Below are 25083 nucleotides of genomic sequence, written 5' to 3'. Positions count from 1 at the left end.
TTCCGCGGGGCTCAGTCCTCGTGGCGCGCGTCGTCGCCGGCATGGTGGCGGCGCCAGTAGGCGACGGCGAGATGGTCCTTCTTGGCGATCCGCCGGTCCTTGCGAAGGTGCCGGCGCAGGGCGACGAAGTCGGAGAACTCGCAGCCGACCCAGACGAAAAGCGAGGGGCCGAGCGCGGCGAAGTCCAGCGCCTCCACCGCGCGCGGCAGGAGCCCGGCGGTGCCGGCGGGCAGACCGTTGCGCGGCAGGAGCGTGACGGACATCTCGCCCGCGCAGGCGAAGCGCGGCGCGTCGTCGGGCCCGTCGAACTCGGCGACGACATGGGCCCTCGCGGTCGCCGGAAGGGCCTCCAGGATGCGGGCGATGGCGGGATGGGCGGTCTCGTCGCCGACGAGAAGTAGCGTCTGGGCCTCCGGCACGTCGCCGCCGCCGGGCCCGGTCATGCCGACGACGTCGCCGGGCGCGGCCTGCAGGGCGAAGCGCGAGCCGGGCGTCGCCTCGCCCTCGTGCAGGACGATGTCGATATCGACATGGCCGGCCTGCGGATCGATATGGCGCAGCGTATAGACGCGGTTGTCGAGCGCGTCCGGCCCCTGCGGCCAGAGGATGCGCCCGTCTTCGGCGAGCGTCGGCCAGACCGGCGCGCGCCCCTGCGGCGGGAAGAGAAGCCGCACGTGCAGGCCGCCGACCGCGAAGCGCTGGAGATCCGCCCCCGACAAGCGCACACGCTGCATGTGCGGCGACAGGCGGTGCGAGGAGACGACGCGCATCTCCCGGAAGAAGGGCGGCACGACGAGCCCGTCGCCGTCGCCCTGCCAGCGGATCACGGGCGCGGGGCCGCGCGCCATCTCCAGGACGTGCTCGGCGACGCCCATCTTCACATAGGCGAGATAGGTCGGATCCCGAGCCTCGACTTCCGCCTCGAGGCCGGCGGGCAGGGCGCTCAGCCGCGCCTGCCCGTAGCCGAAGTCGATGCGGCCGCACGCGCCGTCGCGCTCGACCGCGCCATGCTCGGCGAAGTGGTCGCAGAGCCGGTCGAGGAGCTCGGCCGCTCCCTCGACCTCGATCGTGGAGCGGGCGAGAAGCATCGCCGCGCCCATCAGAAGCGGAACCGCAGCGTGCCGATCACCTGGCGCTCGGGCTCCTTGTAGCAGAAGCCCGAGGAGCAGACCTGCGCGTCCTCGTCGAAGATGTTCTTGGCGTTGACCTGCAGGCGCAGGCCCTCGACCTGCGGGAAATCGTAGTGCACGGCCGCATCGACGAAGGTGCGCGCGTCGTTCTCGAACGTGTTCTCCTCGTCGCCGTAGCTCTTGGAGAGGTAGCGCAGGCCGGCGCCGGCGCCGAGCCCGGCCAGCATCCCGTCCTGGATCGTGTAGTCGCCCCAGATCGAGGCCGAGTGGTGGGGCGTCGAGGAGAGCTGCTTGCCGACCGTGCCGGGCGCGCCCTCGATCGTCTCCACGTCGATATAGGCGTAGGAGGCGACGACGTCGAAGCCGCTCCAGAGCGTGGCCGTGCCTTCCAGCTCGACGCCGCGCGAGCGGATCTCGCCGGCCTGGACGGTGACGTTCGTCGAGAAATCCTCGCTCGGGCGCAGGAAGACGCCGTTCTGCTGCGTCAGCTCGAAGACGGAGGCGGTGAGGAAGGCGTTCAGGCCGGGCACGCGGTACTTCACGCCCGCCTCGTACTGCTCGGCCTCCGTCGGCTTGAAGGCGGTGCCGTCCGCCGCCGTGCCGATGACGGGCGCGAAGGACGTGGCGTAGCTGACATAAGGGGCGATGCCGCTGTCGAAGAGGTAGGAGAGGCCGACGCGGCCCGAGAACGCGTCGTCGCGCTGCCGGTCCTCGTCGCCGAGATCGTCGGGCGTGCCCGCGCGCGTCTTGGTCTCCAGCCAGTCCTGGCGCCCGCCGAGCGTCAGGGTGAAGCGGTCGTAGGTGATCTCGTCCTGCAGGTAGAGGCCGATCTGCCCCTGGCTCTGCTTCTGCGCCACCGAATAGTCCGGCGTGTCGAAGGACTGGCTGTAGTCGAGCGTGGCAAGGTTCAGCGAAGGCGCGGCGCCGAAGCCCTCGCGATTCTCGAAATCGGCATAGGAGCCGTCGAGGCCGCCGATCACCGTGTGGCCGAGCGGGCCGGTGGCGAACTTCGCCTCGAGCTGCGTGTCGGAGACGACGCCCTTCAGCGACTGGTCGAGATTGCCGGCGCCGCGGGCCTGGATGCCGCCGACCGGCGCCCCGATCGGGTAGGCGTATTCGGCATAGACGTCGAGCGCCTGGTAGCGCGCCTTCTGGCGGAAGACGAAGGTCTCGTTCAGCCGCTGCTCGAATTCGAAGCCGATGCGGCCCTGTTCCTGGTCGAGTTCGTTGAAGTTCGGATCGCCGTAGGGAAGGTCCGTCGCGCGCCGGTTCTCGTTGATATAGGCCGCCGAGCCGCCGGACCTCGAGCGCTGCAGTTCGGAGAGGATCGTCAGGCGCGTGTCGGCGTCGGGCGACCAGGTCAGCGCGGGCGCGACGTCGAGCCGGTCGTCGGCGACGAACGGATTGTCGGTGCCCGCGTCCCGCGCGACGCCCGTGAGGCGATAGGAGACGGCGCCGCCGGAGCCGAGCGGGCCGGTGGCGTCGAACCCGCCCTGATAGCGCTCGTTCGTGCCGAGCTGCGCCTCGACCTCGCGCATGGCCTCCTGTTCCGGGCGCTTGGAGCGCAGGTCGACGATGCCGCCGGGATTGGACGAGCCGTAGAGGCCGGCCGAGGGACCCTTCAGGATGGCGATGCCGCCGAGCGTGTAGGGCTCGATGTCGAAGGTGGAGAAGCCCGTGTTGAACTCGCGCAGGCCGTCGCGGAAGATGCCGGTATAGGTGGCGGGAAAGCCGCGGATGGAGAAGGCGTCGAAGCGCGGGTCGAAGCCGAAGGCGCCGGTGCGGACGCCCGGCGTGTAGTTCAGCGCCTCCAGAAGCGTCTGGACATTGCGGTCCTCCAGCTGCTCGCGCGTCACCACCGAGACGGACTGCGGCACGCGCTCCAGCGGCGTGTCGGTCTTGGTCGCGCTGACGGCGGCGGCGGGCACGTAGCCTTCTGCCGCAAGGCCGGTGTCGCCGGCCTGCGCCGTGCTCGCCTCGCCTTCGATCGTCACGGTCTCGAGCTGGACGGCGGCGGTCTGCGCGCCGGCCTGCGAGACGGCGACAGCGACGAGCGCGCTGGACAGGCTGAGACCCGCGACGAGCCGCGGCAGGCCCCTGGCGGCGGCGGACGGGAAGCGGGGACGGCCGGACGGGGTGATGAGGCAGGAGGACATGGAACACCTTGGATCGTAACCGGGCCCTTGCCCGACGCTCGACGTCAGGGCTAAATAAACTTGACTGACTGAGTCAATATAAGCCGGGATACGATGTCGCCGTCCGTTTCGAAGATCGCCGCAGAAAAGCCTTGGTTTCCCGGGGCCCGACGCGATTCCGCCCTTGAAGCGGGGACGCGGAGCCTCGTCGAGGACGGGGCCGCTGTTTCTTCCGCGCCACAGTTTCTGGAGCGATTCCAAGGACTCCGCGCCTCCGGGACGCCCGGGTCGACGCTCGGCCGGCGCGCCTTTCTCGGCGCCATGCTCGCGCTTCCCGCGCTCGGCGCGCCGGTGCGGGCGGCCGCCGTCCCGCGGGTCGCGAGTCTCGATTACGGGCTCGGCGAGACGCTGATCGCCATCGGCCGTCCGCCCGTCGCGCTTCCCGATCTCGAAGGCTGGCGCAAGTGGGTGGTCGCCCCGCCGCTGCCGCCCGGCGTCGTCGATCTCGGCCTCGATCTCGCGCCGAACATGGAAGTGCTCTCCGCGCTCTCCCCGGACCTGATCCTCAGCACCGACTATGTCGCGGGCGCCGAGCCGGCCCTGCGGCGCATCGCGCCCGTGGAGCGCCTGACGCTCTACGGGCCGGGGCTCGATCCGCTGGAAGCGGCGCGCACCGCCTTGAGCCGGCTCGGCGACCGGCTGGGCGCGCGGGCGGCCGCCGCGCGCTACCTCGAGGACACGGAGGCCTTCTTCGAGGCCGGCCGGGCGCGCGCCGCGCGGCTTTCGCCGGGCCCCATCCTCCTCGCCTCGCTCCTCGATGCGCGGCACGCGCGCGTCTACGGGGCCTCCGGCCTCTACGGCAAGGTCCTCGCGCGGCTCGGCATCGCCAATGCCTGGGCGGCGCCGGACAATTACTGGGGCTTTGCCACCGTCGGCATCGAGGCCTTCTGGCAGACCGAGGCCACGCGCCTCGTCACCTTCGATCCGCTGCCGCCGGACGCGATGGGCGCGCTCGCGCGCAGCCCGATCTGGACGGCGCTGCCCTTCGCCAGGCAAGGTGCCGTCTCGGTTCTGGAGCCGTCGCTGATGTTCGGCGGCCTGCCCTCCGCGCGGCGCTTCGCGGCGCTGCTTCTGGGCGAGCTGGAAAGGCGCAGCGCATGAGCGCGGCCGCGCAGCGGGCGCCCCATCCGGCGCGGCTTCTGGCCGCGCTCGCCCTTCTTTGCGCCGCCGCGCTCGCCGTGCTTCTCGCCGGACCCGCCGGGCAGATGCTCGCGGGCGCCGGCGCGCTGCCCGAGCCCGAGCGGCTCGTCCTCGTGAACGCCACGCTGCCGCGCCTTGCCATGGCGCTTCTGTGCGGCGCCGCGCTCGGGCTGTCGGGCGCGCTCCTGCAGCAGGTGCTGCGCAATCCGCTGGCCTCGCCAACGACGCTCGGCATCGATGCCGGGGCGCGCCTCGCGCTCACGCTCGCCACCCTCTACGCCCCGGCGATGATCGGCTGGGGCCGCGATCTCTCCGCGCTCGCCGGCAGCGCCGCCACGACCGCGCTCGTCTTCGCGCTGACGCGCCGGCAGGGCTTCGCCCCCGTGCCGCTCGTCCTTTCGGGTCTCGTCGTCACGCTCTATTGCGGCGCGCTCTCGGCGATGCTCACGCTTCTCGAAAGCCGCTATCTCGTCAGCCTCTTCATCTGGGGCGGGGGATCGCTGGCGCAGCAGAGCTGGGATCCGGCGCTCGCCCTCTCCTGGCGCCTCGCCGTCCTCCTGCCCTTCGTCGTCCTGCTTCTCCGCCCGCTGCGCCTCCTGGATCTGGGGGAGGACGGCGCCCGCGCGCTCGGCCTTCCCGTCGGCGCGCTGCGGCTCGGCGCGGTGGCGCTGGCGCTCCTCCTGTCGGCCTTCGTCACGGCCTCGGTCGGGGTCATCGGCTTCGTCGGCCTCGTGGCGCCGCTGGTGGCGCGTCTCGCCGGGGCGAGGGGGCTCGGCACGCGGCTCCTCGCCTCGGCGGCGGTCGGGGGGCTCCTCCTGCTCCTCACCGATCTCGGCGTCCAGCTCGCCGCGGGAGCCGCGTCCGATTTCCTGCCGACCGGCGCGGTGACGGCGATCCTCGGATCGCCCATCCTGCTCTGGCTCCTGCCGCGCCTGTCGCTCGCGGCCCGCCCGCCCGAGGCGGGGCGGGCACCGGACGGGCGGCCGGCCCGGTCTGCGCAGCGGCTCCTGGCGGCGCTCGGCCTCGGTTTCGGTCTGCTTCTCCTCGTCGCCCTCCTTCTCGGCCGCGACCCCGGCGGCGCCTGGACGTGGCTGCGCCCGGAACAGTTCGGCGCGATCCTGCCCTGGCGGATGCCGCGCGTCTTCGCCTGCGCCGCCGCCGGCGCGATGCTCGGCACCGCCGGGCTGGTGCTGCAGCGCCTCACGGGCAACGGCATGGCGAGCCCGGAGGTCTTCGGCGTCAGCGCCGGCGCCGCCTTCGGGGCGGCCGTCGCGCTGCTGGCGGCCGATACGCTCCTTCCCGGCGCCGGACATCTCGGCGCGCCGCTCGGCGCGGCCGTGGTCCTCGCGCTCGTCCTCGCCTTCGCGCAGCGCTCGGGCTTCGCGCCGGAGCGCGTGCTTCTGGCGGGGGTCGCGATCAACGCGCTTCTCGACGCCCTGGTCGGCATGCTCTCGGCGACCGGCGACCCGCGGGCGGTGCAGCTTCTCAGTCTCCTCAGCGGGGCGACCGGGGGGCTGGAGGCGGGCGACGCCGGGCGCGCGGCCTTCCTTGCCGCGGCCTTTCTCGCCGCCGCGCTCCTCGCCCGCCGCTGGCTGCTCGTCCTGCCGCTCGGGGGCCCCGCCGCGCAGGCGCTCGGCTTGCCTCTGGCGCGCGCCCGGCTGGCGCTCCTGTTCATCGTCGCCGGCACCTCGGCGGGGGCGACGGTGATCGTCGGGCCGCTCTCCTTCGTCGGCCTCATGGCGCCCCATATCGCCACGCGCCTCGGCGCGCGGCGGCCCGGTCCCGCGCTCGCCGCCGCCGCCCTCGTCGGCGCCGCCCTGATCGTGACCGCCGATTTCGTCGGCCGCACCGCCGCCTTCCCGTTCCAGCTGCCGGCCGGCCTCCTGGCCGCGCTCGTCGGCGCTCCCTTCCTCCTCGTCCTCCTGCAGGGCGCAAAGGCCCGTTCCCGATGACCGATCCCTCGCGCGGCGCGACCTTCGTCCTCTCCGGCGTCCACAAGGCGATCGGCGGCCGGACGCTCCTGCATCCGCTGACGCTTGCGCTGGCGCCCGGCCGGGTCACCGGCCTTCTCGGCCGCAACGGCTCGGGCAAGTCGACGCTCCTGAAGATGCTGGCGCGCCAGGATGCGCCGAGCGGTGGCGCCATCCGCCTCGGCGACCGGCCGCTCGCCGCCTACGGGGATCGCGACTTCGCCAGGCGCGTCGCCTACCTGCCGCAGCATCCGCCCGCGACGGAGGGACTGCGGGTGCGAGAGCTCGTGGCGCTCGGCCGCTATCCCTGGCATGGCGCGCTCGGCCGCTTCTCCGCCGAGGACGGGCGCAAGGTGGAGGAGGCGCTAGCGCTGACGGATCTGTCCGCCCTCGCCGAGCGCGCGGTGGACACGCTGTCGGGCGGCGAGCGCCAGCGCGCCTGGATCGCCATGCTGGTCGCGCAGGACGCGCGCTGCCTCCTCCTCGACGAACCGATCTCGGCCCTCGACGTCGCCCATCAGGTGGAGGTGCTCGACCTCGTCGCCCGGCTGTCGCGCGAGCGGGCCCTTAGCGTCGTCGTCGTGCTGCACGACGTCAACATGGCCGCCCGCTTCTGCGACGAGCTCCTGGCGCTTCGCGACGGCCGGCTCGTGGCGCGCGGCGATCCCGAGAGCGTCATGACGGGGGAGGGGCTGGAGCGCATCTACGGCATTCCCATGACGATCGTGCGCCATCCCGGCCGCGCCCTGCCGATGGCGCTCGCCGGCTGACGGAGGCGCCGCCGGTCGTGATAGGAAGCCCCGCGGCCGCTCCCGGCGCGCTGGAGACCTCTTCGATGACCGACCCCGTGGTGAAGGATGCGAACGGAACGCCGCTCTGCGACGGGGACGGCGTGACGCTCGTCAAGGATCTGAAGGTGAAGGGCACGTCCGTGACGCTGAAGCGCGGCACGCTGGTGCGCAACATCCGCCTGACGGACGATCCCGCGCTCGTGGAATGCAACGTGGAGAAGGTGAAGGGCCTCGTGCTGCGCACCGAGTTCCTCAAGAAGGCCTGACGCCGGGGCCGCACGCCCCGGCCGTGCCGGCTCACGGCTGCGCGCCGTCCGCCCCGCCGGGCGTCGCCTTGGCCTGCGAGCGGCAGCGCTCGGAGCAATATTTCACCGCGTCCCACGTCTTGGCCCAGGCCTTGCGCCACACCATCGGGCGGCCGCACTGCGCGCAGGTCTTGGCGGGGAGGTCGGCCTTGCGGCGCATCTTCGGCATCGGGCTGGCGTCAGGTCGCGGCGCTGCCGTCGGCGGCGGTCTGGCGGCTCGGCTCGCCGCCTGGATCGGCCTTGATGAAGGAGATGCGCCCCTGCGGCTCCAGGATCGCCCAGGCGACGTCGCGCATGGAGGCGATGCCGGCCAGGCGCATCTCCGATTCCACCTCGCGGCGGGTGATGCGGTCGCGGCGCAGGTTCTCCTCGCGCAGGATCCCGTCCTTGATGATGACCCGCGGTTCGCTCTCCAGCCAGCGCTCGGCGCGCGGCGAGAGATAGGTCGCCCAGGACAGGACCACGCCCCAGAAGGCGAAGGTGACGATGGCGAGCAGCGCGCCCGTCACCGAGAAGTCGTTGTGGGTGACGCCCTGCTGCACGAGATCGCCCATCACGACGAGCACGATGAGCTCGAACGGCGTCATCTGGCTGAGCTCGCGCTTGCCCAGAAGCCGAAGCAGGAGGAAGAGGACGGCGAACATGGCCGTCGCGCGCAGAACGATGTCCATCAGGGGCGCACCGCGATGGCGACCGGCAGGCGCAAAAGCTCGCGCTCGCCGTCGAGGAGCACGACGTCGCCCCGCGTGCCGCCGAGAAGGTCGGGATTGATCTGCAGGTCCATCTTCACCTCCACGGCCGATCCGGCCTCGACCGGGCCATAGGCGAAGCGGAACAGCCCGTCCGCGTAGCTTTCCTCGCCGGCCGCCGGGATCATCGTGTTCTGCGTCATGTCGGCCCAGAGCGACGGCTCGACGCCGAGCGTCAGGTCGCCGACCGGAGAGCGGGCCTCGAGGCGCACCACCATCTCGAAGAACTCGCCGTTGCGCAGGATGTCGGGCACGCTCACGGCCAGCAGCGCCTCCGGCCGCTCCGCCACATGGCGGGCCGGCGCGCCGCCGCCGAGAAAGCCGGAGAGGGCGACGAGGAGGATGGCGCCGAGGACGACCAGCGAGAGGGGGCTCGCATGACGCTGGATCTTCGTCATGCCTTCGAGATGGCCACGCCCCACGCCTTCGGGCAGATCGATATCAGACACGCACGCCACCGGTTCCTTCCTGCCTGCAGCGCGGCTGCCATCGGGAGATATCCTTGCCCTTCTCTCCTTCAAGCCCGCGACGCGCGGCGCGCTGCGACGCGACGCGGTGGCGATTGCCGGCGCAATGTCCTAGAGCCTGTCCTTTCCCTTTCCCCGATCCCTTTCCTCTCCCATCCAGGATTGTCCCATGAAGAAGCGCCCGCTCGGCCGCACCGGCCTGATGGTCAGCGAGATCTGCCTCGGTTCGATGACCTGGGGCAGCCAGAACGACCAGGCCGAGGCCGACCGCCAGCTCGACGCCGCGCTCGATGCCGGCGTCAACTTCATCGACACGGCCGAGATGTATCCGACGACGCCGATGAAGGCCGAGACGGTCGGGCGGACCGAGGAGATCATCGGCGACTGGCTGTCGCGCTCGGGCAAGCGGGACGGGCTCGTCCTCGCCACCAAGATCACCGGCAAGGGCGGCATGGCCCGCGACGGGGCGGCCATCGACGCCGACAATCTCGAGCGCGCGGTCGAGGCCAGCCTGAAGCGCCTTCGCGTCGAGACGATCGACCTCTACCAGCTGCACTGGCCCAATCGCGGCTCCTACCATTTCCGCCAGGCCTTCGACTACGACCCGAGCGGGCGCGACAACGCGGCCGTGCTCGACGACATGGAGGCGACGCTGGAGGCGCTCGGCCGGCTCGTCGAGGCCGGCAAGATCGCCCATGTCGGCCTCTCCAACGACACGGCCTGGGGCACGGCGAAGTTCCTGGAACTGGCCGAGCGCCGCGGCCTGCCGCGGGTGGCGAGCCTGCAGAACGAGTACAGTCTCCTGTGCCGGACCTTCGACCTCGACCTCGCCGAACTCAGCGTCCACGAGGATGTCGGCCTTCTCGCCTGGTCGCCGCTCGCCGCGGGTCTTCTCACCGGCAAGTATGCCGGCGGCATCGTGCCGCCCGGCTCGCGCGCCTCGATCCGCAGCGATCTCGGCGGCCGCTTCACGCCCCACGTCCTCGCCGTGACGGACGGCTACGTGGCGCTCGCCCGCGAGCACGGGCTCGATCCGGCGCAGATGGCCATCGCCTTCTGCCTGACGCGGCCCTTCGTGACCGCCGCCATCATCGGCGCGACGTCGATGGAGCAGCTGACGGTGGATCTGGGGGCCTGCGACCTCGTGCTCCCGCCCGAGGTCATGGCCGGGATCGCCGACCTGCACCGCCGCGCGCCGATGCCGATGTGAGGCCGGAGCCGGGCGGGCCCGAGGCCGCCCGGCGCCCCGTCCGAGGCTGCCCTGGCGCCGGTCCGACCGACCGGGTGCCGGCAAAGCGTCGTTCTCTCGCCAGCGCTTTCGTGCTCTGCTAGCCCTTCACGTCCGCAGGATCACGACAGGATCGAACATACGATGGCCAAGGCGCTGATCGCCAAACTGACGGCTCTTCATCCGCTTCCCGAAGAGGACCGGCGCTTCGTGGAGCGCATCGTCGGGCACGGCGAGGACGTGGCGCCCGGCACCGACATCAGCAGCGAGGGCGCGCGCTCGGAGAAGGTCCACGTCATCCTGTCCGGCCAGGCCTATCGCTACAAGGTGCTGCCGGACGGCAAGCGCCAGATCATCGGCTATCTCGTGCCGGGCGACTTCTGCGATCTGTTCGGCTTCCTGCTCGACAAGATGGACCACTCGATCGCCGCCCGCACGCGCTGCCGGGTCGTGCATCTGAGCGAGGCCGACATCCTGAAGCTCACGGCGCGGCCGATGCTGGCGCGCGCGCTCTGGTGGTCGGAACTCGTCGAAGGCGCGATCTGCCGCGAATGGCTCGTCAATATCGGCCGCCGCCCGGCCGACAGGCGCGTCGCCCATATCCTGGCCGAACTCCACCTGCGGCTCCTCGTCGTGGGCGAGGCGACGGAGAGCTCGTTCCGCCTCTCGCTCTCGCAGACCGAGCTGGCCGACACGGTCGGGCTGACCACCGTGTCGGTGAACCGCGCCCTGCAGCATCTGCGCCGCAGCGGCCTCATCTCGCAGACGAGCCGCGAGATCACCATTCCCGACGTCGAGGCGCTGCGCGAGTTCGCCGAGTTCGACCCCAGCTACCTGCATTTCAGACCCTTGCGCGAGGGGCGGCTGATGGAGACTGCGGACGTGACGTGATCGAGTTCCAGGTCATCGGGATCGCGACAGGGTCGGACGACCGGGAGGGCCGGCTGGTCCTCGCCGACGGCCTTCTCGTGGCGGTCCTCGTGCTCCTGGAGGACGAGAGCCACGGCTGCAACCGCGGCCTTTGGGCGGTGGAGGCCTCCTTCGCCGGCATCGCGGATGTCGAGCCGCCGCTCTTCGCCGATCTCGGCGCGGCCGAGGACTGGGTGCGGACGCGCGTCCACCCGACGAGCTGAGCCCCGGGGCGCGGCCCAAGGGCCCGCCTCTTGCCCCGCCGCCCGGGCGCGGCTTATCTCGCGGCCGCCGCGCGGGTCCTCGCCGCGCCAGAATCAACGGATCGGGAGACGGGCGCCAATGGACGGGTCCTATCGCATCGCCTCGCAGGGCATCGGCGCGCAGGTGGCGAGCCGCGGCGCGGAGCTGACGAGCCTCACCGACGCGTCGGGCGCCGAACTCCTCTGGCAGGCCGGGCCGCAATGGCCGCGCCACGCGCCGGTGCTCTTCCCGACCGTCGGCGCGCTCGCGGGCGACCGCCTGCGCCATGCCGGCGCCGTCCACACGCTGCCCAAGCACGGCTTCGCGCGCGACGCCGCCTTCTCGCTGGTCGAAGCCGACGAGACGAGCGTGACGCTGCGCCTCGTGGACGACGAGGCCACGCGCGCCCAGTACCCGTTCGCCTTCGTGCTCGACCTCGTCTACGCCGTGCGCGAAGGCACGCTGTCCTGCACGACGCGCGTGACCAATCCGGGCGAGGGGCCGCTGCCCTGCGGCGTCGGCGCCCATCCCGCCTTCGCCTGGCCGCTCGTCTCCGGCGTCGCGCGCACCGACCATCGCATCACCTTCGAAAAGCCCGAGACGGGCCAGGTGCTCGCCGTCGTCGAGGGCGGGCTTCTGGGCGAGGGCAAGGCGCCGCCCTTCGAGGAACGGGAACTGCCGCTCGACCCGGCGCTCTTCGCCCGCGACGCGATCGTCATGCCGGACGTGGCGAGCCGCAGCGTGCGCTACGCCGCGCTCTCGCCGGAGGGCGCGGTGATCCGCGAGATCGAGGTCTCCTGGGAGGGGTTCAAGGATCTCGGCATCTGGTCGAAGCCGGGCGAGGCGCCTTTCGTGTGCATCGAGCCCTGGTACGGGATGGCGAGCCCGCAGGGCTGGGACGGCGACTTCATGGACAAGCCCGGCATTCTCGTGCTCGCCCCCGGCGAGACGCGCGCCTTCGTCTGGCGCGTGCGCCTCTGAGGACAGGTTCGACGCAACGTCCCGGCGCGGGCGCCGTTTCCTCGGAGAAGAACGCCGAGGAGATCGCCATGGACCCGTCGAGAACGCCGGACGAATTGAAGGACACGCCATCCAAGGCGCCAGGGCGCGCGGAGCCGCAGCAGACCGGCGGGCCCGCCGCCGGACCCCATGCCAGGCCCGACCTCACCAACGAGGAGGCGACGCCGGGTGCCGGCTCGCTGCCGCAGAAGGGCGGGGGCGATGCCGACGGCGGCGCCGGCTGAGCGACCGGTCCTGCCGATAATCTTTCCTTAGGGGCCGAAAGGCTCTACCAGAGGGCCGCGCCGGGACTCGCCCGGCGTGGGACGGCGCCCGGCCGGAAACGTCCGGCGGCTCGAAGCAGGCACGGGCGCGGAGACGGTCATGGTCGCCACGGACATCTCGACGCGGGTCTGGAACCACACGTTCAAGCTCGATCCGATCGTGCGCTCGCTGCTCGACACGGATTTCTACAAGCTCCTGATGCTGCAGATGATCCGCGGACTGCATCCGCAGGTCGACGTCACCTTCTCGCTCATCAACCGAACGCGCCGCGTGCGCCTCGCCGAGCTGATCGACGAGCGGGAACTTCGGGCCCAGCTCGACCACGCGCGCTCGCTGCGCTTCACCAAGCGCGAGATGATCTGGCTGGCCGGCAACACGTTCTACGGGACGCGGCAGATCTTCCGTCCCGACTTCCTGGAATGGCTCGCCGACTTCCGGCTGCCGCCCTACGAGCTTCGCGTCGTCGACGGACAGTTCGAACTCGACTTCCACGGGTCGTGGACCGACACGATGATGTGGGAGATCCCCGCGCTCGCCATCGTCAACGAGCTGCGCTCGCGCGCGGCGATGAAGGACCTGAAGCGCTTCGAGCTCGACGTGCTCTACGCACGGGCCAAGGCCAAGATGTGGGAGAAGGTGGAGCGCCTGCAGGCGCTGCCGGGACTGCGCATCTCCGATTTCGGCACGCGGCGTCGCCATTCCTTCCTGTGGCAGCGCTGGTGCGTGGAGGCCCTCAAGGAAGGGCTCGGCGATCGCTTCCTCGGCTCCTCCAACGTGCTCCTCGCCATGGAGACCGATCTCGAGGCCATCGGCACCAACGCGCACGAACTGCCCATGGTGCTGGCCGCGCTCGCCGAGAGCGAGACGGCCCTTCGCCAGGCGCCCTACGAGGTGCTGCGCGAATGGCAGAGCTATTACGACGGCAACCTGCTCATCGTCCTGCCCGACACGTTCGGCACGGCCTCCTTCCTGAAAAGCGCACCGCCCTGGCTGGCGCGCTGGACGGGCTTCCGTCCCGACAGCGCCCCGCCGATCGAGGGCGGCGAGGAGATCATCCGCTGGTGGCGCTCGATGGGGGAGGACCCGCGCGAGAAGCTTCTCGTCTTCTCCGACGGGCTCGACATCGACACGATCGAGAAGGTCTTCCGCCATTTCTCCGGCCGCGTGCGGATGAGCTTCGGCTGGGGCACCAACCTCACCAACGACTTCCGCGGCGTCTCGCCGATGCCGACCGCCGGGCTCGATCCGATCTCGCTCGTCTGCAAGGTGGCGGAGGTGAACGGGCGCCCGGCGGTGAAGCTCTCGGACAATCCCGCCAAGGCCAGCGGCGATCCCGCCGAGATCGAGCGCTATCGCCGCGTCTTCGGCGAGGCGGCCTATGCGGAGCGTGAACTGGCGGTCTGATATCGCCCGCGCGTCCGGAACGTCCCGTCCCGCTGCGCCCTGACGGCGCCGAGGCCTGTCAGCTGGCCATCGGCAGGCACTCGTCGAGAAGCGAGCCGGTCTGCGTGCAGTTCCGGCCGGAGCGCTTGGCGCGGTAGAGCGCGCGGTCGGCCGCGCGGTAGAGATCGGCCGGAACGGAGCGATGGCCGGGCTCGAGCGTCGCCATCCCGATGCTGATCGTGATCGAGCCCGGCACGATCGGCGTGGCGGGCACGCTGACCGTGGCCGCCGCCGCGTGAAGGCGGGCGCAGACGGCGAGCGCCGCGGCCTGCGAGGTTCCCGGCAGGAGGACGGCGAACTCCTCGCCGCCGATGCGGAAGATCCGGTCGTTCGACAGGCGCAGATCCGCCGCGAGCCGTTCGGCCAGGGCCTGCAGGACCGCGTCGCCGACATCGTGGCCGTGCTCGTCGTTGACGCGCTTGAAATGGTCGGCGTCGAGCACGAGGAGGGAGAGCGCGGCCCGCTCGCCTTCGGCGCAAGCGAAATGGCCGGCGATGGTCTCGTCGAAGGAGCGCCGGTTGGCGAGCGTTGTCAGCGCGTCGGTCGTGGCGAGGCGCGCCAGTTCGTTGCCGGCGCGCACGGCCATGGCTTCCGCGGCCTCGGCCTTGCGCAGCGCCTCGTTGAGGGCGCGCGTGCGCTCCTCCACCCGCGCCTCCAGCGTCTCGTTCGCCCGGCGCAGCGCGCAGTCCTGCTCGTCGAGGGCGAGCGAGGCGGCCGAAAGCGCCCTCAGGATCTCGTTGCCCTCGCGCAGCGGCAATTCTCGGGCATCGACGGGCAAGCGCCGGCCGAGGGCCTGCGCGGCCGCGATGAGGCCGCGCGTCGTGCGCGTGAGGCGCGAGGTGATGGCGTAGCCGAAGACGGCGCTGAGAACGAGGAGGGCGAGGACGAGCGAGCCGATCAGCCAGAGCGAGCGGTGCAGGGGCGCCACGAGCGCGTCGACCGCGACGCTGGAGGAGACGATCCAGCCCGTGAAGGGCGAGCGCTTGTAGAAGCTCAGCGCCTCGATGCCCTGCGGATTGAGGCCCGAGCGCATGCCGCTGTCGCGCGGACGCTGGCCGGCCAGCGGGTGGAGCTGGCCGGTCCTCTGTTCGACCGGATTGGTGCGGGCGATGATGCGGCCCTGCCGGTCGACGAGCGAGGCGGAGAAGGGCGGCAGAACATGCGCCTCGCCCATGATCTGGCCGAGCCTTGCGGCCGGCAGGAGGGCGAGAAGCGAGTATCGCGCCTCGCCGGCGCGATGGACCGGCGCGACGAGCGGCACCACGAAGCGGCCGGGCAGCGGCTCCATCAGGTCGAGCGCCGGCGTCCAGCGCGCCGTGATGCCGGGGGCGACGAGCGCGGCGCGGCGTTCGGCCGGCAGGGCCTGCGCGAGACTGTCGTCGAGCGCGGCCACCAGCCGGCCGGTCGCCGTCTCGACGAGAGAGATGTCCAAGCCGTAGTCGAGCGTGCCGAGCTTCTCGCGAAAGCGCGAGACGTCCCCGCTCCCGTCGAGGAGCGGCGACAGGGAGAGCCAGCGCAGGCGCGCGAACTGCTGGCGCACGGCGTCCTCGATCCGCGCGGTGAGCTGCGCGTTGGCCAGCACCCCCTCGCGCTCGAGGCCCGCCCGCTCGCTCTGCGCGTAGGAGAGGAGGGCGAAGGCGACGGCGAGAAGGAAGGGCAGGGCGACGGCGATCGACAGACAGGTGAGCAGACGCACCAGCGACCTCGGTCGCGCTCTCGATCGTGCCATCGCCATCGGTCTCATCCTCGGGCCGAAGTCCTCGGGCCCGGGCGCAACGGTAGCGCCCGGCCATTGAAGAAATCCTCAACTCGGGAAAAGTCCTTCGAAGGTTCCGTGTGCGCCGGACTGTCCGGGCGCTCGCGGTTCAGCTTGCGAAGGCCTTGAAGGCGACGAGCGTGAACGTATCGGCGACGCCGTCGAGGGTCTGAAGGCGCTCGGTGACGAAGTGACCGATGTCGCGGTCGTCGCCGAGATAGAATTTCGCGATGAGATCGTAGTGGCCGGAGGTCGAATAGACTTCCGAAAGCTCCTCGATGCTCTGGGCGAGATCGTCGGCGACGCCGTAGGCCCGGCCCGGACGGCACTTGAATTGAACGAAGATCGTCTTCATCGGCCCTCCCGGAGAATCGTCCAGTCTGGGCGCGAGGTTTCCCGGAGCCCGGGCCCGGCGTCAAGGCTCGCGCCCCTGCGACCCCCTGCCGGCACGATGGCGCGGCCCTGCCGGGAACGAAGACCGGGCCTCGACGTTGTCGGACACTTGCTTATCATAAGCCTGTTTATTAAATACTGGCGATGACCGCGAACCCGCACCAGAGCCTCGGCACTCTCGTCATCGATTCGGCCCGGCTCCTGCGCCGCCGCCTCGAGCAGGAGAGCCGCGACATCGCCATGACCTCCGCGCAGCTCCAGATCGTGGCGCGCCTGTCGAAGAACGAGGGCATGAGCCAGGCGGCGCTGGCCACGCTTCTCGACATCGAGCCGATGACGCTGTGCCGCCATGTCGACCGCATGGTCCTCGCCGATCTCGTCGAGCGCCGGCAGGATCCGAACGACCGCCGCGCCCGCCAGCTCTTCACCACGGCCAAGAGCCGCGAACTCCTGGAGCCGATGCGCGGGCGCGCCCAGCGCGTCTTCGAGGAGGCGATGGACGGTCTGTCGGAGCCCGAGTGCGAGGCCCTGTTCCACGGCCTCAGGACGCTTCTCGCCAATCTCTCGGACGACGGCCGCGCCGCCGCCCGTCCCCCCGTTTCAGTCCCTTCGCTGGGAGAGGTCGAATGAACGCCAGCCCCGAGAAGACGCAGATCGAGACGGCCGAGGCCCTGGCGAAGACCCCGCCGGCCGGCACGCGGGTTGAGGAAGACGCCACGGCCGCGCCCGAGGCGGCGGCGCGCCGTCGCCGCCCCCTGCGCATGCTCCTGATGGTCGGCCTGCCGCTCGCGCTCGTCGTCGGCGGGGCCTATTTCTGGGTGACGGGCGGTCGCTACGTGAACACCGAGGACGCCTATGTGCAGCAGGACCGCGTCACGGTCATGCCGCAGGTGAGCGGCCAGATCGCGAGCGTCGCCGTCGCCGAGAACCAGGCCGTGCGCGCCGGCCAGCCGCTCTTTGCCGTCGACGACGCGACCTATCGCAACGCCGTCGAGCAGGCCGAGGCCGAACTCCAGTCCGCACGGCTCGAGGTGGAGAAGATGAAGGCCGCCTACCGGCAGGCGGTGACGGGGGCGCAGACCGCCCGCGAGGCGCTGGACACGGCGCAGACGAGCGACGACCGCCAGCGCGCGCTGATCAAGAGCGGCGTCGTCAGCCAGGCCTCGGCCGACCAGACGGCGCTGACGCTGCAGCAGGCCCGCGGCAGCTTCGCGCAGGCCGAGCAGGCCGTGCTCTCGGCCAAGGCCGCTCTGGCCGGCGATCCCGAGATCCCCATCGACCGCCACCCCGACGTGCTGCAGGCGCTCGCGACGCTGCACGGGGCCGAGCTCGATCTCGCGCGCGCGCAGGTCGTGGCGCCCGAGGACGGGCTGGTGAGCCAGACCGACCGGCTGCAGGTCGGCCAGTACGTGACGCCGGCGACCGCGGTCATGAGCCTCGTGGAGACGGGCGGCTCCTATGTGGAGGCGAACTACAAGGAGACCGAGATCACCGAGATGCGCGTCGGCCAGCCGGTGGAGGTCGAGCTCGACACCTATCCCGGGCGCCCGATCCCGGCCGTGATCGGCTCGATCGGTGCCGGCACGGGCTCCGAATTCGCCATCCTGCCGGCGCAGAACGCCACGGGCAACTGGGTCAAGGTCGTCCAGCGCATCCCCGTGCGCATCGACCTGCGGCCGGGGCCGGACGCCCCGCCGCTGCGCGCGGGCATGAGCGCCAGCGTGACGGTGGATATCGGCCACGCGCGCGGCGCGCCGAAGATCCTGAAGCGTCCGCTGGAGATGGTCGGGCTCGGCGGCCTCGTGCGCGAGGACGCGGGCATCCGCGCCTCGCAGGCGGCGACCGATCTCAACGCCGCGCCGCAGGCCGCGGCCGACGCGCTGCCGGCGACCGTCGCCAGCCGCGAGCGCGCGGCGCTGGATGCCGCCCCGGCTCTGCCGGGCGCCCTCGTCGAGACCGAGAAGGACGGCGCTGCCGCCCCGGCTCTGCCGGGCGCCCTCGTCGAGACCGAGAAGGACGGCGCTGCCGGCGCAGCGCCCGCGGCCCGATGAGCGCGACGACGGCCCGCGGCGCGCCGGAACGGGCGCCGGCGCCGGCCTCGGGGGTCGATGTCCCGAACAAGGGCATCATCACCGCCTCGATCATGCTCGCCACGATCATGCAGGTGCTCGACACCACGATCGCGAACGTGGCCCTGCCGAACATGCAGGGCTCGCTCGGCGCCGCGCAGGACCAGATCACCTGGGTCCTCACCTCCTATATCGTCGCCGCCGCCATCATGACGCCCGTCACCGGCTGGCTGTCGGACCGGTTCGGCCTGTCGAGGCTCTTCATCGTCTCCGTCGCCGGCTTCGTCGTCGCCTCCATGGCCTGCGGCCTCTCCACGAGCCTCGAGGAGATGATCGCCTTCCGCCTCCTGCAGGGTCTCTTCGGCGCCGCCCTCGTGCCGCTGTCGCAGACCGTCCTCCTCAACATCAACCCGAAGGAGAAGCACGGGCAGGCCATGGCGATCTGGGGCGCGGGCATCATGGTCGGCCCGATCGTCGGCCCGACGCTCGGCGGCTGGCTGACGGAGACGTTCAACTGGCGCTACGTGTTCTTCGTGAACCTGCCGATCGGCCTCCTGGCGCTCGCCGGCATGATCGCCTTCCTGCCCCGGACCATGCCCCGTCCGCGCGGCTTCGACTTCTTCGGCTTCGCCATGCTCTCGCTCGCCATCGGCGCCTTCCAGCTGATGCTGGATCGCGGCGAGCAGGTGGACTGGTTCGCCTCGCCTGAGATCTGGATCGAGCTCGGCCTCGCCATCACCGGGGCCTGGCTCTTCGTCCTGCACATCACCGGCACGAAGGCGCCGTTCATCGATCCCCAGATCTTCCGCGACCGCAATTTCGTCACCGCCCTCGTCCTCATCTTCATGGTCGGCGCGCTGCTCCTGTCGGGCCTCGCGCTGCTGCCGCCCATGCTGCAGAACATCCTCGGCTATCCCGTGGTGACGAGCGGCCTCGTCCTCGCGCCGCGCGGCGTCGGCACGATGATCTCGATGATCCTCGTCGGCCGATTGGTCGGCAAGGTCGACGCGCGCCTCCTCATCCTCGCCGGCCTTTCGCTGACGGCGCTCTCGCTCTGGCAGATGAGCGGCTTCTCCATCCTGATGGACCGCACGCCGATCGTCGTCTCGGGCGTCGTGCAGGGGCTCGGGCTCGGGCTCGTCTTCGTGCCGCTCTCCACCATCGCCTTCGCCACGCTGCCGCAGAGGTTCCGCACGGACGCGACGTCGCTGTTCAGCCTCCTGCGCAATATCGGCTCGTCCGTCGGCATCTCGATCGTCTCGACGGAGCTGGCGCACAACATCATCGTCAACCGCGCGGAGCTCACCTCCAGGCTGACGCCGTTCAACCCCAATCTCGACGCGATGGGCGCGGGCACGGGCCTCGGCCCCGAGGCGACGCTCGCGATGATGAACCAGTCCGTGCAGGCGCAGGCGGCGATGATCGCCTATGTCGACGACTTCAAGCTGATGATGATCGTCACGCTCGCCGTGATGCCGCTCGTCCTCCTCATGCGCGGTCCGAAGGCCGGGGCGGGCGGGGGCGCGCCGCACGCCGCCTTGGATTGAGCGGCACGGCCCGCGCCCGGTCCCGCCGGCGGTGCGCTCGGCCGGGCCGAGGCGACGGGTTCGAAGACTTCGTCAGGGAACCAATCGAATCGGCCGGCGGTTGATCGGGATGGTCGCGGCACCGGCGCACGGTCCGGCCCTCGTCACCCTTCGCCCGCGCGGCGACCGGGCTGGCGCGGGCCCGGAGCGGACGAGGGCTCCGCGTGCCGCCCCTGAAACAGAGGTCGCGCCCCGCGCCTGGACCGGACCCCTCCGTCCAGGCCGCGCCAAAGGGCCGGTCCGCCGAGGAAACGATCCCATGAGCCGCACCATCACCGCCTATTTCGATTCCCGCTCCGATGCCCAGAACGCCGTCGACCGCCTCGTGGCGGCGGGCGTCACCCAGTCCGACGTCGAGATCCACGGCGCTCACGCCGCCGCCGGCACGAGTTCCCAGACCCATGACGATCGCAGCTTCTTCGAGAAGCTCGGCGACTTCTTCATGCCCGACGACGACCGCGACAGCTATGCCGAGGGCGTGAGGCGCGGCGGCTCGGTCGTGACCGTCCGCTCGCAATCCGTGCCCTTCGACCGCATCGGCGACATTCTCGAGGAGGCCGGCGCGGTCGATCTGGAAGGGCGCGAGACGCAGTGGCGCGCGGAAGGCTGGACGAGCCGCCGCGAGACGACGATCTCCGGCTACGAGACCGGCGGGCGCGTCGAGACCGGGCGCGTCAGCGATGCCGCCTACGGACGTTCGAGCGATGCGGGCGTCGCGGGCATCGGCACGGGCTCCGCGGACCAGCGCATGGCCGCCAGCACGCCCTATCCCGGCACCGGCTCGGCCGCGACGACCGGCACCGGCATGCAGGGCCATGCCGGCTCCGCCGCCGACACCGCCCTCGGCGGCGCGCAGCGTGTGGCCGACCGGCTCGGGCTCGGGCGCCGCGAGACCGATCACGGCCGCTCGCGCATCCGCTCCTACGTTCCGCTGGAATCGTCCGAGGATCCCTCGATGCTGCGCGGTGCCGACCGGGCGTCGGGCCTCGGCGAGCGCCGCACCGACGTCGAGGTCGAGGACGGTCGCGACAAGGCGGTTCTGACCCCCGAGGAGCGCGTGCGCCGCGGCTACTGAGGCGACAGCCCTCTCGAAGACGATCCGGGTCGGCGCCTCGCGCCGGCCCGGTTCCGTTTCGGGCGGCCGTTCCGCGTCTCAGACCTGTGCGGCCATCGGCTCGGCGAGGCGAACGATGGACAGGCGGGGACGCGCCCGGCCCTTGCGCAGGGTGATGTAGGTGAGGGCGCCGTCGCGGCGCTCGTCGGCCACGTGATAGCCGAGCTTTCCGGCGAGGATCGCCGCCTGCTCGGCGGCCGCCGGCGAGACGCCCCGCTCCACCACGGGGCCGCCCAGCGCCATCAGCGCGGCCAGCATCCCCACCTCGATCCCGTCGTCGAAGTCCGGCCCGCGCGCGGGAAACCGGATCCTGAGGCCTTCTGCGATTTCGATGTGACGCATGGCGTGCGCTCCGCTCTCTCATCGCATCGTGCGAAGGATTGGTTAACGCAATCCTAACCGCCGCCCGCGCTCCGCTTCCGTTCGGGAACCTGTGGCCTGCGGGACACGCGGGCCGGCGGGGGAGCCGGTCACGAAGGCGGGATCGGTCCAAAGCACGAGGCGCCCCGGCTTCCCTCGCGCGGCGCCAGCCCCTAGGCTGTGCGCGCGCGGAACGGCGGGGCGCGCCCCGTCCCCCGTGCTCGGGAGACAGATTGGGAGACCCTTCGTGGCAGCACGAATCATCAGCATCATCATGGCCTTGATCCTCATGCCGAGCCTTGCGTCGGCGCACGGGCCGAGCCGGCAGAAGGCGAGCGAGACCGTCGAGATCAACGCGACCCCCGACAAGGTCTGGGCGGTTCTCGGCAATTACGCCGACATGAGCTGGCACCCGCGCATCGCCATGACCGACGCCACAAAGGGCAGCGAAGTGGGCTCGGTGCGCACGCTCGGCTTCAAGGCCGGCGGCATGATGGAGGAGGAACTCTCCAAGATCGATCCGGCCAAGATGAGCCTGGCGACCTTCATCGGCCATACCGACGTGAACGTCCTGCCGGCGACGAACTATTCGTCCAACGTCACGGTGAAGCCCTCGGCGGACGGCACGAAGACGGAAGTGACCTGGCGCGCGGCCTTCTATCGCGGCTATCCCAACAACGACCCGCCGGCCGAGCTCAACGACGAGGCCGCCATCAAGGGGGTCTCGGCCTATCTGCGCGAGGGGCTGGACGGGTTGAAGGCCAAGGTGGAAGCGGGCGTTTGACGATGCGGCCCGCCCGGGCCGCGGCCGTCGCGGCGGCGCTCCTCGCGCTTGCCGCGCCGGCGGCGGCCGGAGAGATGGCCTTCGTCACGAGCCAGGAGGCCGAGAGCGTCTCCATCGTCGATCTCGACGCCATGATCGTGCGCAAGACCATTCCCGTCGGCGGCAAGCCGGCGGGCATCGCCGTCTCCGCCGACGGGCGCCGCGCCTATGTCAGCCGGCCGGAGGCCAAGGCGATCAGCGTGATCGACACCGAGGCCGGCACGGTGCTGCGCGAGATCGAGGTCGGCGGCGGGCCGCTCGGCATCGCCGTTCATCCGTCCGGCGCGCCCGTCTACGTGGCGGACTGGTATTCCCATTCGCTGCTCGTGGTGGACCCCGAGACGGGCGCCGTCGCCGCGCGCTTCGAGACGGGGCAGTCGCCCTCCGGCGTCGCCGTCTCGGCGGACGGCCGCGTGATCGTGACGGCCGACCGCGACAGCGACCAGGTGTCCTTCATCGACGCGGCGAGCGGCTCTGCGATCGCCCGCATTCGCGTCGGCGCCCGCCCGTTCGGCGTCTCCTTCTCGCCGGATGGAACGCGCGTCTACGCCGCCGATGTCGGCAGCGACGACGTCACCGTGATCGACGCCGCGCGCCACACCGTCCTCGGGCGCGTGCCGGTCGGCTCGCATCCCTATGCCGCCGCCGAGACGCGCGGGCGCGTCTTCGTCACGGACCAGTATGGCGGAACCGTCACCGTGTTCGACGCCGCGACGCGCGAGCGCGTCGGGCAGATCGAGACGGGCGAGTATCCCGAGGGCATCGACGTCTCCGCCGACGGGCGCTACCTCTATGTCGCCAACTGGTTCGACAACACGCTGGTGAAGATCGACGCCGAGACCCTGGCGCTCGTCGGCAGCGTCGAAGTGCCGGACGGGCCGCGGGCCTTCGGCGAGTTCATCGCCGCGTCGTCGGACCCCGGGAAGTAGCGCCGGCGCGCGGTCCCCGCCGGCTGCGGCCTGCGCGCGAGACAGGCGGGACAGACCCTGCAGGAGGCCCGCCGCCGGGCGGGAGCGAGGGTCCAACGGACAAAGGGAGAGACGTCATGACCGCTATAGGGAAGTCCTGCTCCAGCGCCCTCGGCGCCGCGCTCGCGGCCGTGCTCCTCGCCGCGCTGCCGGCGCCGGCGCTCGCGCAGCTCGCCACGCCCCTGCCGCTCGCCGACACGCGCGCCGACTACCCGACGGAGGCGACGGCGGACTACGTGTTCGGCTGCATGGCCACCAACGGCAACACGCGCAGCGCGCTCGAGCGCTGCGCCTGCTCCTTCGACGTGGTCGCCTCGCTCGTCTCCTATCCCCGCTATCTCGAGGCTTCCACCTTCCTGTCGATGGGACAGGTGACGGGCGAGAAGGGCGTGATCTTCCGCACCAGCGAGGAATCGAAGGCCGCCGTCGGCGACCTGCGCCGCGCCCAGGCCGAGGCCGAGGTGCGCTGCTTCGAATAGGCGCGCGGTTCCCGCCACGCTTCGGGGCCCGGTCGCGGCCGGCGCCCCGATGGCGCGATCAGCTCTCGGACTGCTGGAAGGTCTTCTCGAAGACCTTGCCTTCCGTATCGACGCCCCTGGCGTGGAACGGGCCGCTGGACGGGCCGGCATAGGTGAAGCGGAAGCTCGGGTCCTCCGAGATCGAGATGCCGCCGCTCATCGAGAAGATCGGCGTGCCGTCGCGCTCGACGCTGAGGTCGGTGATGAAATGGGCGGGGATATAGAGAAGCGTGACCTGATCCTTCTGGAGCCCCGAATTGTTGGGATGGCGGATCATCAGCTGCGCCTCGGCGAGCCCGTCCTTGGCCGCGAACTCGCGCAGCTTCATCTGTCCCATCTCGCGCGCCGCCTGCTCGGGATCCTTGGCCGCCGGCGCCGCGCAGCCGCCCGCGGCCTTCACGAAGCGCTTCGTCATGTAGAGCGTGCCGTCCTCGGCCTCCGCGACGGCGTGGATATCCGTGTAGGCGTTGACGCGCACGCGGGTCGACAGCCGCGTGAGCCCGGCGCTCTCGCCGATGGTGAAGGTGGCGGCGACGGGGGAGGGGTTCTCGTCGATGACGAGCGTGACCTTGCGGATCTTCGCGGCCGGATCGAGGACGAGATCGATCGGAACGAGCGCGGGATCGGCCGCGCGGGCCGGCGCCTCGAGGGTCACGACAGAGGTGCCCTCCACGAGCGGCGTCTCGCCGAAGAGATCGGCGCGAAGCCCCGGCCAGGACGACTGGGCAGCGGCCGCGGCCGCCTCCGGCGAGGTGGCGGTCTGCGCGGCGGCGCCCTGGAGCCCCGCAGCGCCGAGAAGAAGGGCGGCGAACAGCGTCGGCAGAGCCGTTGGGACCGGCGTCCGGAGCTTCGAGACGATTGGCATCTTCGATTCCTCTTGAGAACGCGCGTGCCCGACCGCGTGCCTCTAAACTGGGCGCTCCCTGCGCGAATCGCAAGCGGCGGGAAACGAGCCCGCCGGCGGCGCCGGGCGTGCGGCCGGGTGACGCATCGCCCGCGGCCTGTGCTGCGATGCGGTGAAACGGGCGGGCGCTCGTGGCCCGATTCAAGGCCCCGGCCGGTTTTCCGCGATCCGAAGCTCGATTCGTCCGAGCTCCCGTCTCCCTCACGCCATCGTCATGCGCCGAGCGCATAGCCAAAAGGTCGAAGACGACCGGCTCCTCCCCTGCAATCGTGACGATATGGAAAGAGAGGACGCACTGGCGGCCATGCAGAGGCCCGTGCCGAATCGAATTCCGGCGCGCGTTCTCAATCGAGGCCAAGTCGTCCGCCGCATCCGCCGTAGTTCTTTCTTCATCACGACTGTCGAGAAGAACTTGTCGCTCGATGGACGATGCGACATTCTGGCGCCAGGCCGACGCCGGATGGCGATCGGGTTGCTGTCGCATGCGATATATCGACGAAAGTTACAATGAATTCATCGATGTCTTTGCTGCAGTGCAAACAGAAAAAGGCCGCCTTGTCGCTTGCGCAGGAAAAATTCCCGGCCTACCATTCCTGCATGGTTTCCGGCTTCAAGGTCGCAGCGTTGGGAGCGCTGCGAATCTCGAAGGCCACGGTAGGGCGTCGATCAACGGTGCCCACCAAGACCCCTATTGGCGGTCGTGACACGCTGCCGGAAACCTTCCCCCTGACAATCATG

26 protein-coding genes are annotated in these 25083 nt (G+C 71.2%); 17 read left to right on the top strand and 9 right to left on the bottom strand.

Features of this window, described 5'->3' with window-relative positions; genetic code table 11:
- Window positions 1-11: 11 nt before the first annotated feature.
- Together ASG48_RS10285 and ASG48_RS10280 are read right to left on the bottom strand one after the other, a co-directional pair.
- Window positions 12-1100, bottom strand: a complete 1089-nt coding sequence (locus ASG48_RS10285; RefSeq protein WP_055849006.1) for a siderophore-interacting protein — start codon at window positions 1098-1100, stop codon at window positions 12-14.
- Entirely contained in the window at window positions 1100-3286 is a 2187-nt protein-coding gene (locus tag ASG48_RS10280; protein WP_055849002.1) for a TonB-dependent siderophore receptor, read from the bottom strand. The genes ASG48_RS10285 and ASG48_RS10280 overlap by 1 nt, the downstream gene beginning before the upstream one ends.
- 300 nt (window positions 3287-3586) lie before the next feature.
- On the opposite strand from ASG48_RS10280, the gene ASG48_RS10275 reads away from it, so the two are divergent.
- From ASG48_RS10275 to ASG48_RS10260, 4 genes are all read left to right on the top strand, one after another.
- Window positions 3587-4426, top strand: a complete 840-nt coding sequence (locus ASG48_RS10275; RefSeq protein ID WP_055849001.1) for an ABC transporter substrate-binding protein — start codon at window positions 3587-3589, stop codon at window positions 4424-4426.
- Entirely contained in the window at window positions 4423-6417 is a 1995-nt protein-coding gene (gene fhuB / locus ASG48_RS10270) for a Fe(3+)-hydroxamate ABC transporter permease FhuB (RefSeq protein WP_055848998.1), read from the top strand. The genes ASG48_RS10275 and fhuB overlap by 4 nt, the downstream gene beginning before the upstream one ends.
- Entirely contained in the window at window positions 6414-7205 is a 792-nt protein-coding gene (locus tag ASG48_RS10265) for an ATP-binding cassette domain-containing protein (protein WP_055848995.1), read from the top strand. The genes fhuB and ASG48_RS10265 overlap by 4 nt, the downstream gene beginning before the upstream one ends.
- Window positions 7206-7270: 65 nt before the next feature.
- The gene (locus ASG48_RS10260; RefSeq protein WP_055848993.1) at window positions 7271-7492 is read left to right on the top strand and encodes an alkylphosphonate utilization protein; all 222 of its coding nucleotides are present in this window, start codon (window positions 7271-7273) and stop codon (window positions 7490-7492) included.
- 31 nt (window positions 7493-7523) lie between these two features.
- Here the strand turns inward: ASG48_RS10260 and ASG48_RS17920 are convergent, their stop codons facing one another.
- The 3 genes from ASG48_RS17920 to ASG48_RS10250 are packed head-to-tail and all read right to left on the bottom strand — an operon-like array spanning window position 7524 to window position 8729.
- A complete protein-coding gene (locus tag ASG48_RS17920; RefSeq protein WP_082529393.1) occupies window positions 7524-7700 on the bottom strand; it encodes a DUF2256 domain-containing protein in 177 nt (58 codons plus the stop codon).
- Window positions 7701-7710: 10 nt separating this feature from the next.
- Window positions 7711-8202: a YetF domain-containing protein gene (locus ASG48_RS10255; protein WP_055848990.1), complete on the bottom strand. Its 492-nt coding sequence runs from the start codon at window positions 8200-8202 to the stop codon at window positions 7711-7713.
- Window positions 8202-8729, bottom strand: coding sequence for a hypothetical protein (locus ASG48_RS10250; protein WP_055848987.1), 528 nt, complete (start codon window positions 8727-8729; stop codon window positions 8202-8204). Before ASG48_RS10250 ends, ASG48_RS10255 begins: the two co-directional genes overlap by 1 nt.
- 187 nt (window positions 8730-8916) lie before the next feature.
- On the opposite strand from ASG48_RS10250, the gene ASG48_RS10245 reads away from it, so the two are divergent.
- The 6 genes from ASG48_RS10245 to pncB all read left to right on the top strand — a co-directional run bounded on the left by ASG48_RS10245 (window position 8917) and on the right by pncB (window position 13815).
- Window positions 8917-9957 (top strand): aldo/keto reductase, encoded by a 1041-nt coding sequence (locus ASG48_RS10245; RefSeq protein WP_055848985.1) that lies wholly within the window; start codon window positions 8917-8919, stop codon window positions 9955-9957.
- A gap of 162 nt (window positions 9958-10119) precedes the next feature.
- Entirely contained in the window at window positions 10120-10866 is a 747-nt protein-coding gene (locus tag ASG48_RS10240) for a Crp/Fnr family transcriptional regulator (protein WP_055848982.1), read from the top strand.
- Window positions 10863-11108, top strand: coding sequence for a hypothetical protein (locus tag ASG48_RS10235; protein ID WP_055848979.1), 246 nt, complete (start codon window positions 10863-10865; stop codon window positions 11106-11108). Before ASG48_RS10240 ends, ASG48_RS10235 begins: the two co-directional genes overlap by 4 nt.
- A 118-nt stretch (window positions 11109-11226) precedes the next feature.
- Entirely contained in the window at window positions 11227-12108 is an 882-nt protein-coding gene (locus ASG48_RS10230; protein WP_055848976.1) for an aldose 1-epimerase family protein, read from the top strand.
- Window positions 12109-12176: 68 nt separating this feature from the next.
- Window positions 12177-12371, top strand: a complete 195-nt coding sequence (locus ASG48_RS10225; RefSeq protein WP_055848973.1) for a hypothetical protein — start codon at window positions 12177-12179, stop codon at window positions 12369-12371.
- A gap of 139 nt (window positions 12372-12510) precedes the next feature.
- Entirely contained in the window at window positions 12511-13815 is a 1305-nt protein-coding gene (gene pncB / locus ASG48_RS10220) for a nicotinate phosphoribosyltransferase (RefSeq protein ID WP_055848969.1), read from the top strand.
- A gap of 58 nt (window positions 13816-13873) precedes the next feature.
- On the opposite strand, the gene ASG48_RS10215 is transcribed toward pncB, so the two are convergent.
- Complete coding sequence (locus ASG48_RS10215; protein ID WP_055848966.1) at window positions 13874-15550, bottom strand: diguanylate cyclase; 1677 nt, start codon at window positions 15548-15550, stop codon at window positions 13874-13876.
- A gap of 169 nt (window positions 15551-15719) precedes the next feature.
- The gene (locus ASG48_RS10210) at window positions 15720-15965 is read right to left on the bottom strand and encodes an Lrp/AsnC ligand binding domain-containing protein (protein WP_055848963.1); all 246 of its coding nucleotides are present in this window, start codon (window positions 15963-15965) and stop codon (window positions 15720-15722) included.
- A gap of 182 nt (window positions 15966-16147) precedes the next feature.
- Here ASG48_RS10210 and ASG48_RS10205 point away from each other — a divergent pair, with 182 nt between their 5' ends.
- The 4 genes from ASG48_RS10205 to ASG48_RS10190 all read left to right on the top strand — a co-directional run bounded on the left by ASG48_RS10205 (window position 16148) and on the right by ASG48_RS10190 (window position 20733).
- Complete coding sequence (locus ASG48_RS10205; RefSeq protein ID WP_055848960.1) at window positions 16148-16633, top strand: MarR family winged helix-turn-helix transcriptional regulator; 486 nt, start codon at window positions 16148-16150, stop codon at window positions 16631-16633.
- The gene (locus tag ASG48_RS10200) at window positions 16630-18054 is read left to right on the top strand and encodes an HlyD family secretion protein (protein ID WP_082529392.1); all 1425 of its coding nucleotides are present in this window, start codon (window positions 16630-16632) and stop codon (window positions 18052-18054) included. The genes ASG48_RS10205 and ASG48_RS10200 overlap by 4 nt, the downstream gene beginning before the upstream one ends.
- Window positions 18051-19619 carry a DHA2 family efflux MFS transporter permease subunit gene (locus ASG48_RS10195; protein WP_082529391.1) on the top strand — a complete coding sequence of 523 codons (1569 nt, stop codon included), beginning with the start codon at window positions 18051-18053 and terminating at the stop codon, window positions 19617-19619. The genes ASG48_RS10200 and ASG48_RS10195 overlap by 4 nt, the downstream gene beginning before the upstream one ends.
- A 298-nt stretch (window positions 19620-19917) precedes the next feature.
- On the top strand, window positions 19918-20733 hold the full coding sequence (locus ASG48_RS10190; RefSeq protein ID WP_055848957.1) for a hypothetical protein: 816 nt from the start codon (window positions 19918-19920) through the stop codon (window positions 20731-20733).
- A gap of 78 nt (window positions 20734-20811) precedes the next feature.
- On the opposite strand, the gene ASG48_RS10185 is transcribed toward ASG48_RS10190, so the two are convergent.
- The gene (locus ASG48_RS10185; protein ID WP_055848954.1) at window positions 20812-21114 is read right to left on the bottom strand and encodes a hypothetical protein; all 303 of its coding nucleotides are present in this window, start codon (window positions 21112-21114) and stop codon (window positions 20812-20814) included.
- A gap of 265 nt (window positions 21115-21379) precedes the next feature.
- Between ASG48_RS10185 and ASG48_RS10180 the strand changes: the two genes are divergently transcribed.
- The 3 genes from ASG48_RS10180 to ASG48_RS10170 all read left to right on the top strand — a co-directional run bounded on the left by ASG48_RS10180 (window position 21380) and on the right by ASG48_RS10170 (window position 23402).
- Window positions 21380-21916, top strand: a complete 537-nt coding sequence (locus tag ASG48_RS10180; RefSeq protein WP_348271129.1) for an SRPBCC family protein — start codon at window positions 21380-21382, stop codon at window positions 21914-21916.
- A gap of 2 nt (window positions 21917-21918) precedes the next feature.
- The gene (locus tag ASG48_RS10175; RefSeq protein ID WP_055848947.1) at window positions 21919-22884 is read left to right on the top strand and encodes a cytochrome D1 domain-containing protein; all 966 of its coding nucleotides are present in this window, start codon (window positions 21919-21921) and stop codon (window positions 22882-22884) included.
- 116 nt (window positions 22885-23000) lie between these two features.
- On the top strand, window positions 23001-23402 hold the full coding sequence (locus ASG48_RS10170) for a hypothetical protein (RefSeq protein WP_156381548.1): 402 nt from the start codon (window positions 23001-23003) through the stop codon (window positions 23400-23402).
- A gap of 58 nt (window positions 23403-23460) precedes the next feature.
- On the opposite strand, the gene ASG48_RS10165 is transcribed toward ASG48_RS10170, so the two are convergent.
- Entirely contained in the window at window positions 23461-24306 is an 846-nt protein-coding gene (locus ASG48_RS10165) for a quinoprotein dehydrogenase-associated SoxYZ-like carrier (RefSeq protein WP_082529390.1), read from the bottom strand.
- Window positions 24307-25083: the final 777 nt, after the last annotated feature.

This window comes from Aurantimonas sp. Leaf443 (assembly GCF_001425575.1).
GTDB lineage: Bacteria > Pseudomonadota > Alphaproteobacteria > Rhizobiales > Rhizobiaceae > Leaf443.
The sequence above is the reverse complement of the archived record's forward strand: the minus strand, read 5'-3'. Positions and strand labels throughout refer to the sequence as shown.

Excerpts from the sequence above, each read along its gene's own strand:
- ASG48_RS10285 (WP_055849006.1), bottom strand. The coding sequence starts at position 1,100 with ATGGGCGCGGCGATGCTTCTCGCCCGCTCCACGATCGAGGTCGAGGGA.
- ASG48_RS10280 (WP_055849002.1), bottom strand. The coding sequence starts at position 3,286 with ATGTCCTCCTGCCTCATCACCCCGTCCGGCCGTCCCCGCTTCCCGTCC.
- ASG48_RS10275 (WP_055849001.1), top strand. The coding sequence starts at position 3,587 with ATGCTCGCGCTTCCCGCGCTCGGCGCGCCGGTGCGGGCGGCCGCCGTC.
- fhuB (WP_055848998.1), top strand. The coding sequence starts at position 4,423 with ATGAGCGCGGCCGCGCAGCGGGCGCCCCATCCGGCGCGGCTTCTGGCC.
- ASG48_RS10265 (WP_055848995.1), top strand. The coding sequence starts at position 6,414 with ATGACCGATCCCTCGCGCGGCGCGACCTTCGTCCTCTCCGGCGTCCAC.
- ASG48_RS10260 (WP_055848993.1), top strand. The coding sequence starts at position 7,271 with ATGACCGACCCCGTGGTGAAGGATGCGAACGGAACGCCGCTCTGCGAC.
- ASG48_RS17920 (WP_082529393.1), bottom strand. The coding sequence starts at position 7,700 with ATGCCGAAGATGCGCCGCAAGGCCGACCTCCCCGCCAAGACCTGCGCG.
- ASG48_RS10255 (WP_055848990.1), bottom strand. The coding sequence starts at position 8,202 with ATGGACATCGTTCTGCGCGCGACGGCCATGTTCGCCGTCCTCTTCCTC.
- ASG48_RS10245 (WP_055848985.1), top strand. The coding sequence starts at position 8,917 with ATGAAGAAGCGCCCGCTCGGCCGCACCGGCCTGATGGTCAGCGAGATC.
- ASG48_RS10240 (WP_055848982.1), top strand. The coding sequence starts at position 10,120 with ATGGCCAAGGCGCTGATCGCCAAACTGACGGCTCTTCATCCGCTTCCC.
- ASG48_RS10230 (WP_055848976.1), top strand. The coding sequence starts at position 11,227 with ATGGACGGGTCCTATCGCATCGCCTCGCAGGGCATCGGCGCGCAGGTG.
- ASG48_RS10225 (WP_055848973.1), top strand. The coding sequence starts at position 12,177 with ATGGACCCGTCGAGAACGCCGGACGAATTGAAGGACACGCCATCCAAG.
- pncB (WP_055848969.1), top strand. The coding sequence starts at position 12,511 with ATGGTCGCCACGGACATCTCGACGCGGGTCTGGAACCACACGTTCAAG.
- ASG48_RS10210 (WP_055848963.1), bottom strand. The coding sequence starts at position 15,965 with ATGAAGACGATCTTCGTTCAATTCAAGTGCCGTCCGGGCCGGGCCTAC.
- ASG48_RS10205 (WP_055848960.1), top strand. The coding sequence starts at position 16,148 with ATGACCGCGAACCCGCACCAGAGCCTCGGCACTCTCGTCATCGATTCG.
- ASG48_RS10200 (WP_082529392.1), top strand. The coding sequence starts at position 16,630 with ATGAACGCCAGCCCCGAGAAGACGCAGATCGAGACGGCCGAGGCCCTG.
- ASG48_RS10195 (WP_082529391.1), top strand. The coding sequence starts at position 18,051 with ATGAGCGCGACGACGGCCCGCGGCGCGCCGGAACGGGCGCCGGCGCCG.
- ASG48_RS10190 (WP_055848957.1), top strand. The coding sequence starts at position 19,918 with ATGAGCCGCACCATCACCGCCTATTTCGATTCCCGCTCCGATGCCCAG.
- ASG48_RS10185 (WP_055848954.1), bottom strand. The coding sequence starts at position 21,114 with ATGCGTCACATCGAAATCGCAGAAGGCCTCAGGATCCGGTTTCCCGCG.
- ASG48_RS10175 (WP_055848947.1), top strand. The coding sequence starts at position 21,919 with ATGCGGCCCGCCCGGGCCGCGGCCGTCGCGGCGGCGCTCCTCGCGCTT.
- ASG48_RS10170 (WP_156381548.1), top strand. The coding sequence starts at position 23,001 with ATGACCGCTATAGGGAAGTCCTGCTCCAGCGCCCTCGGCGCCGCGCTC.
- ASG48_RS10165 (WP_082529390.1), bottom strand. The coding sequence starts at position 24,306 with ATGCCAATCGTCTCGAAGCTCCGGACGCCGGTCCCAACGGCTCTGCCG.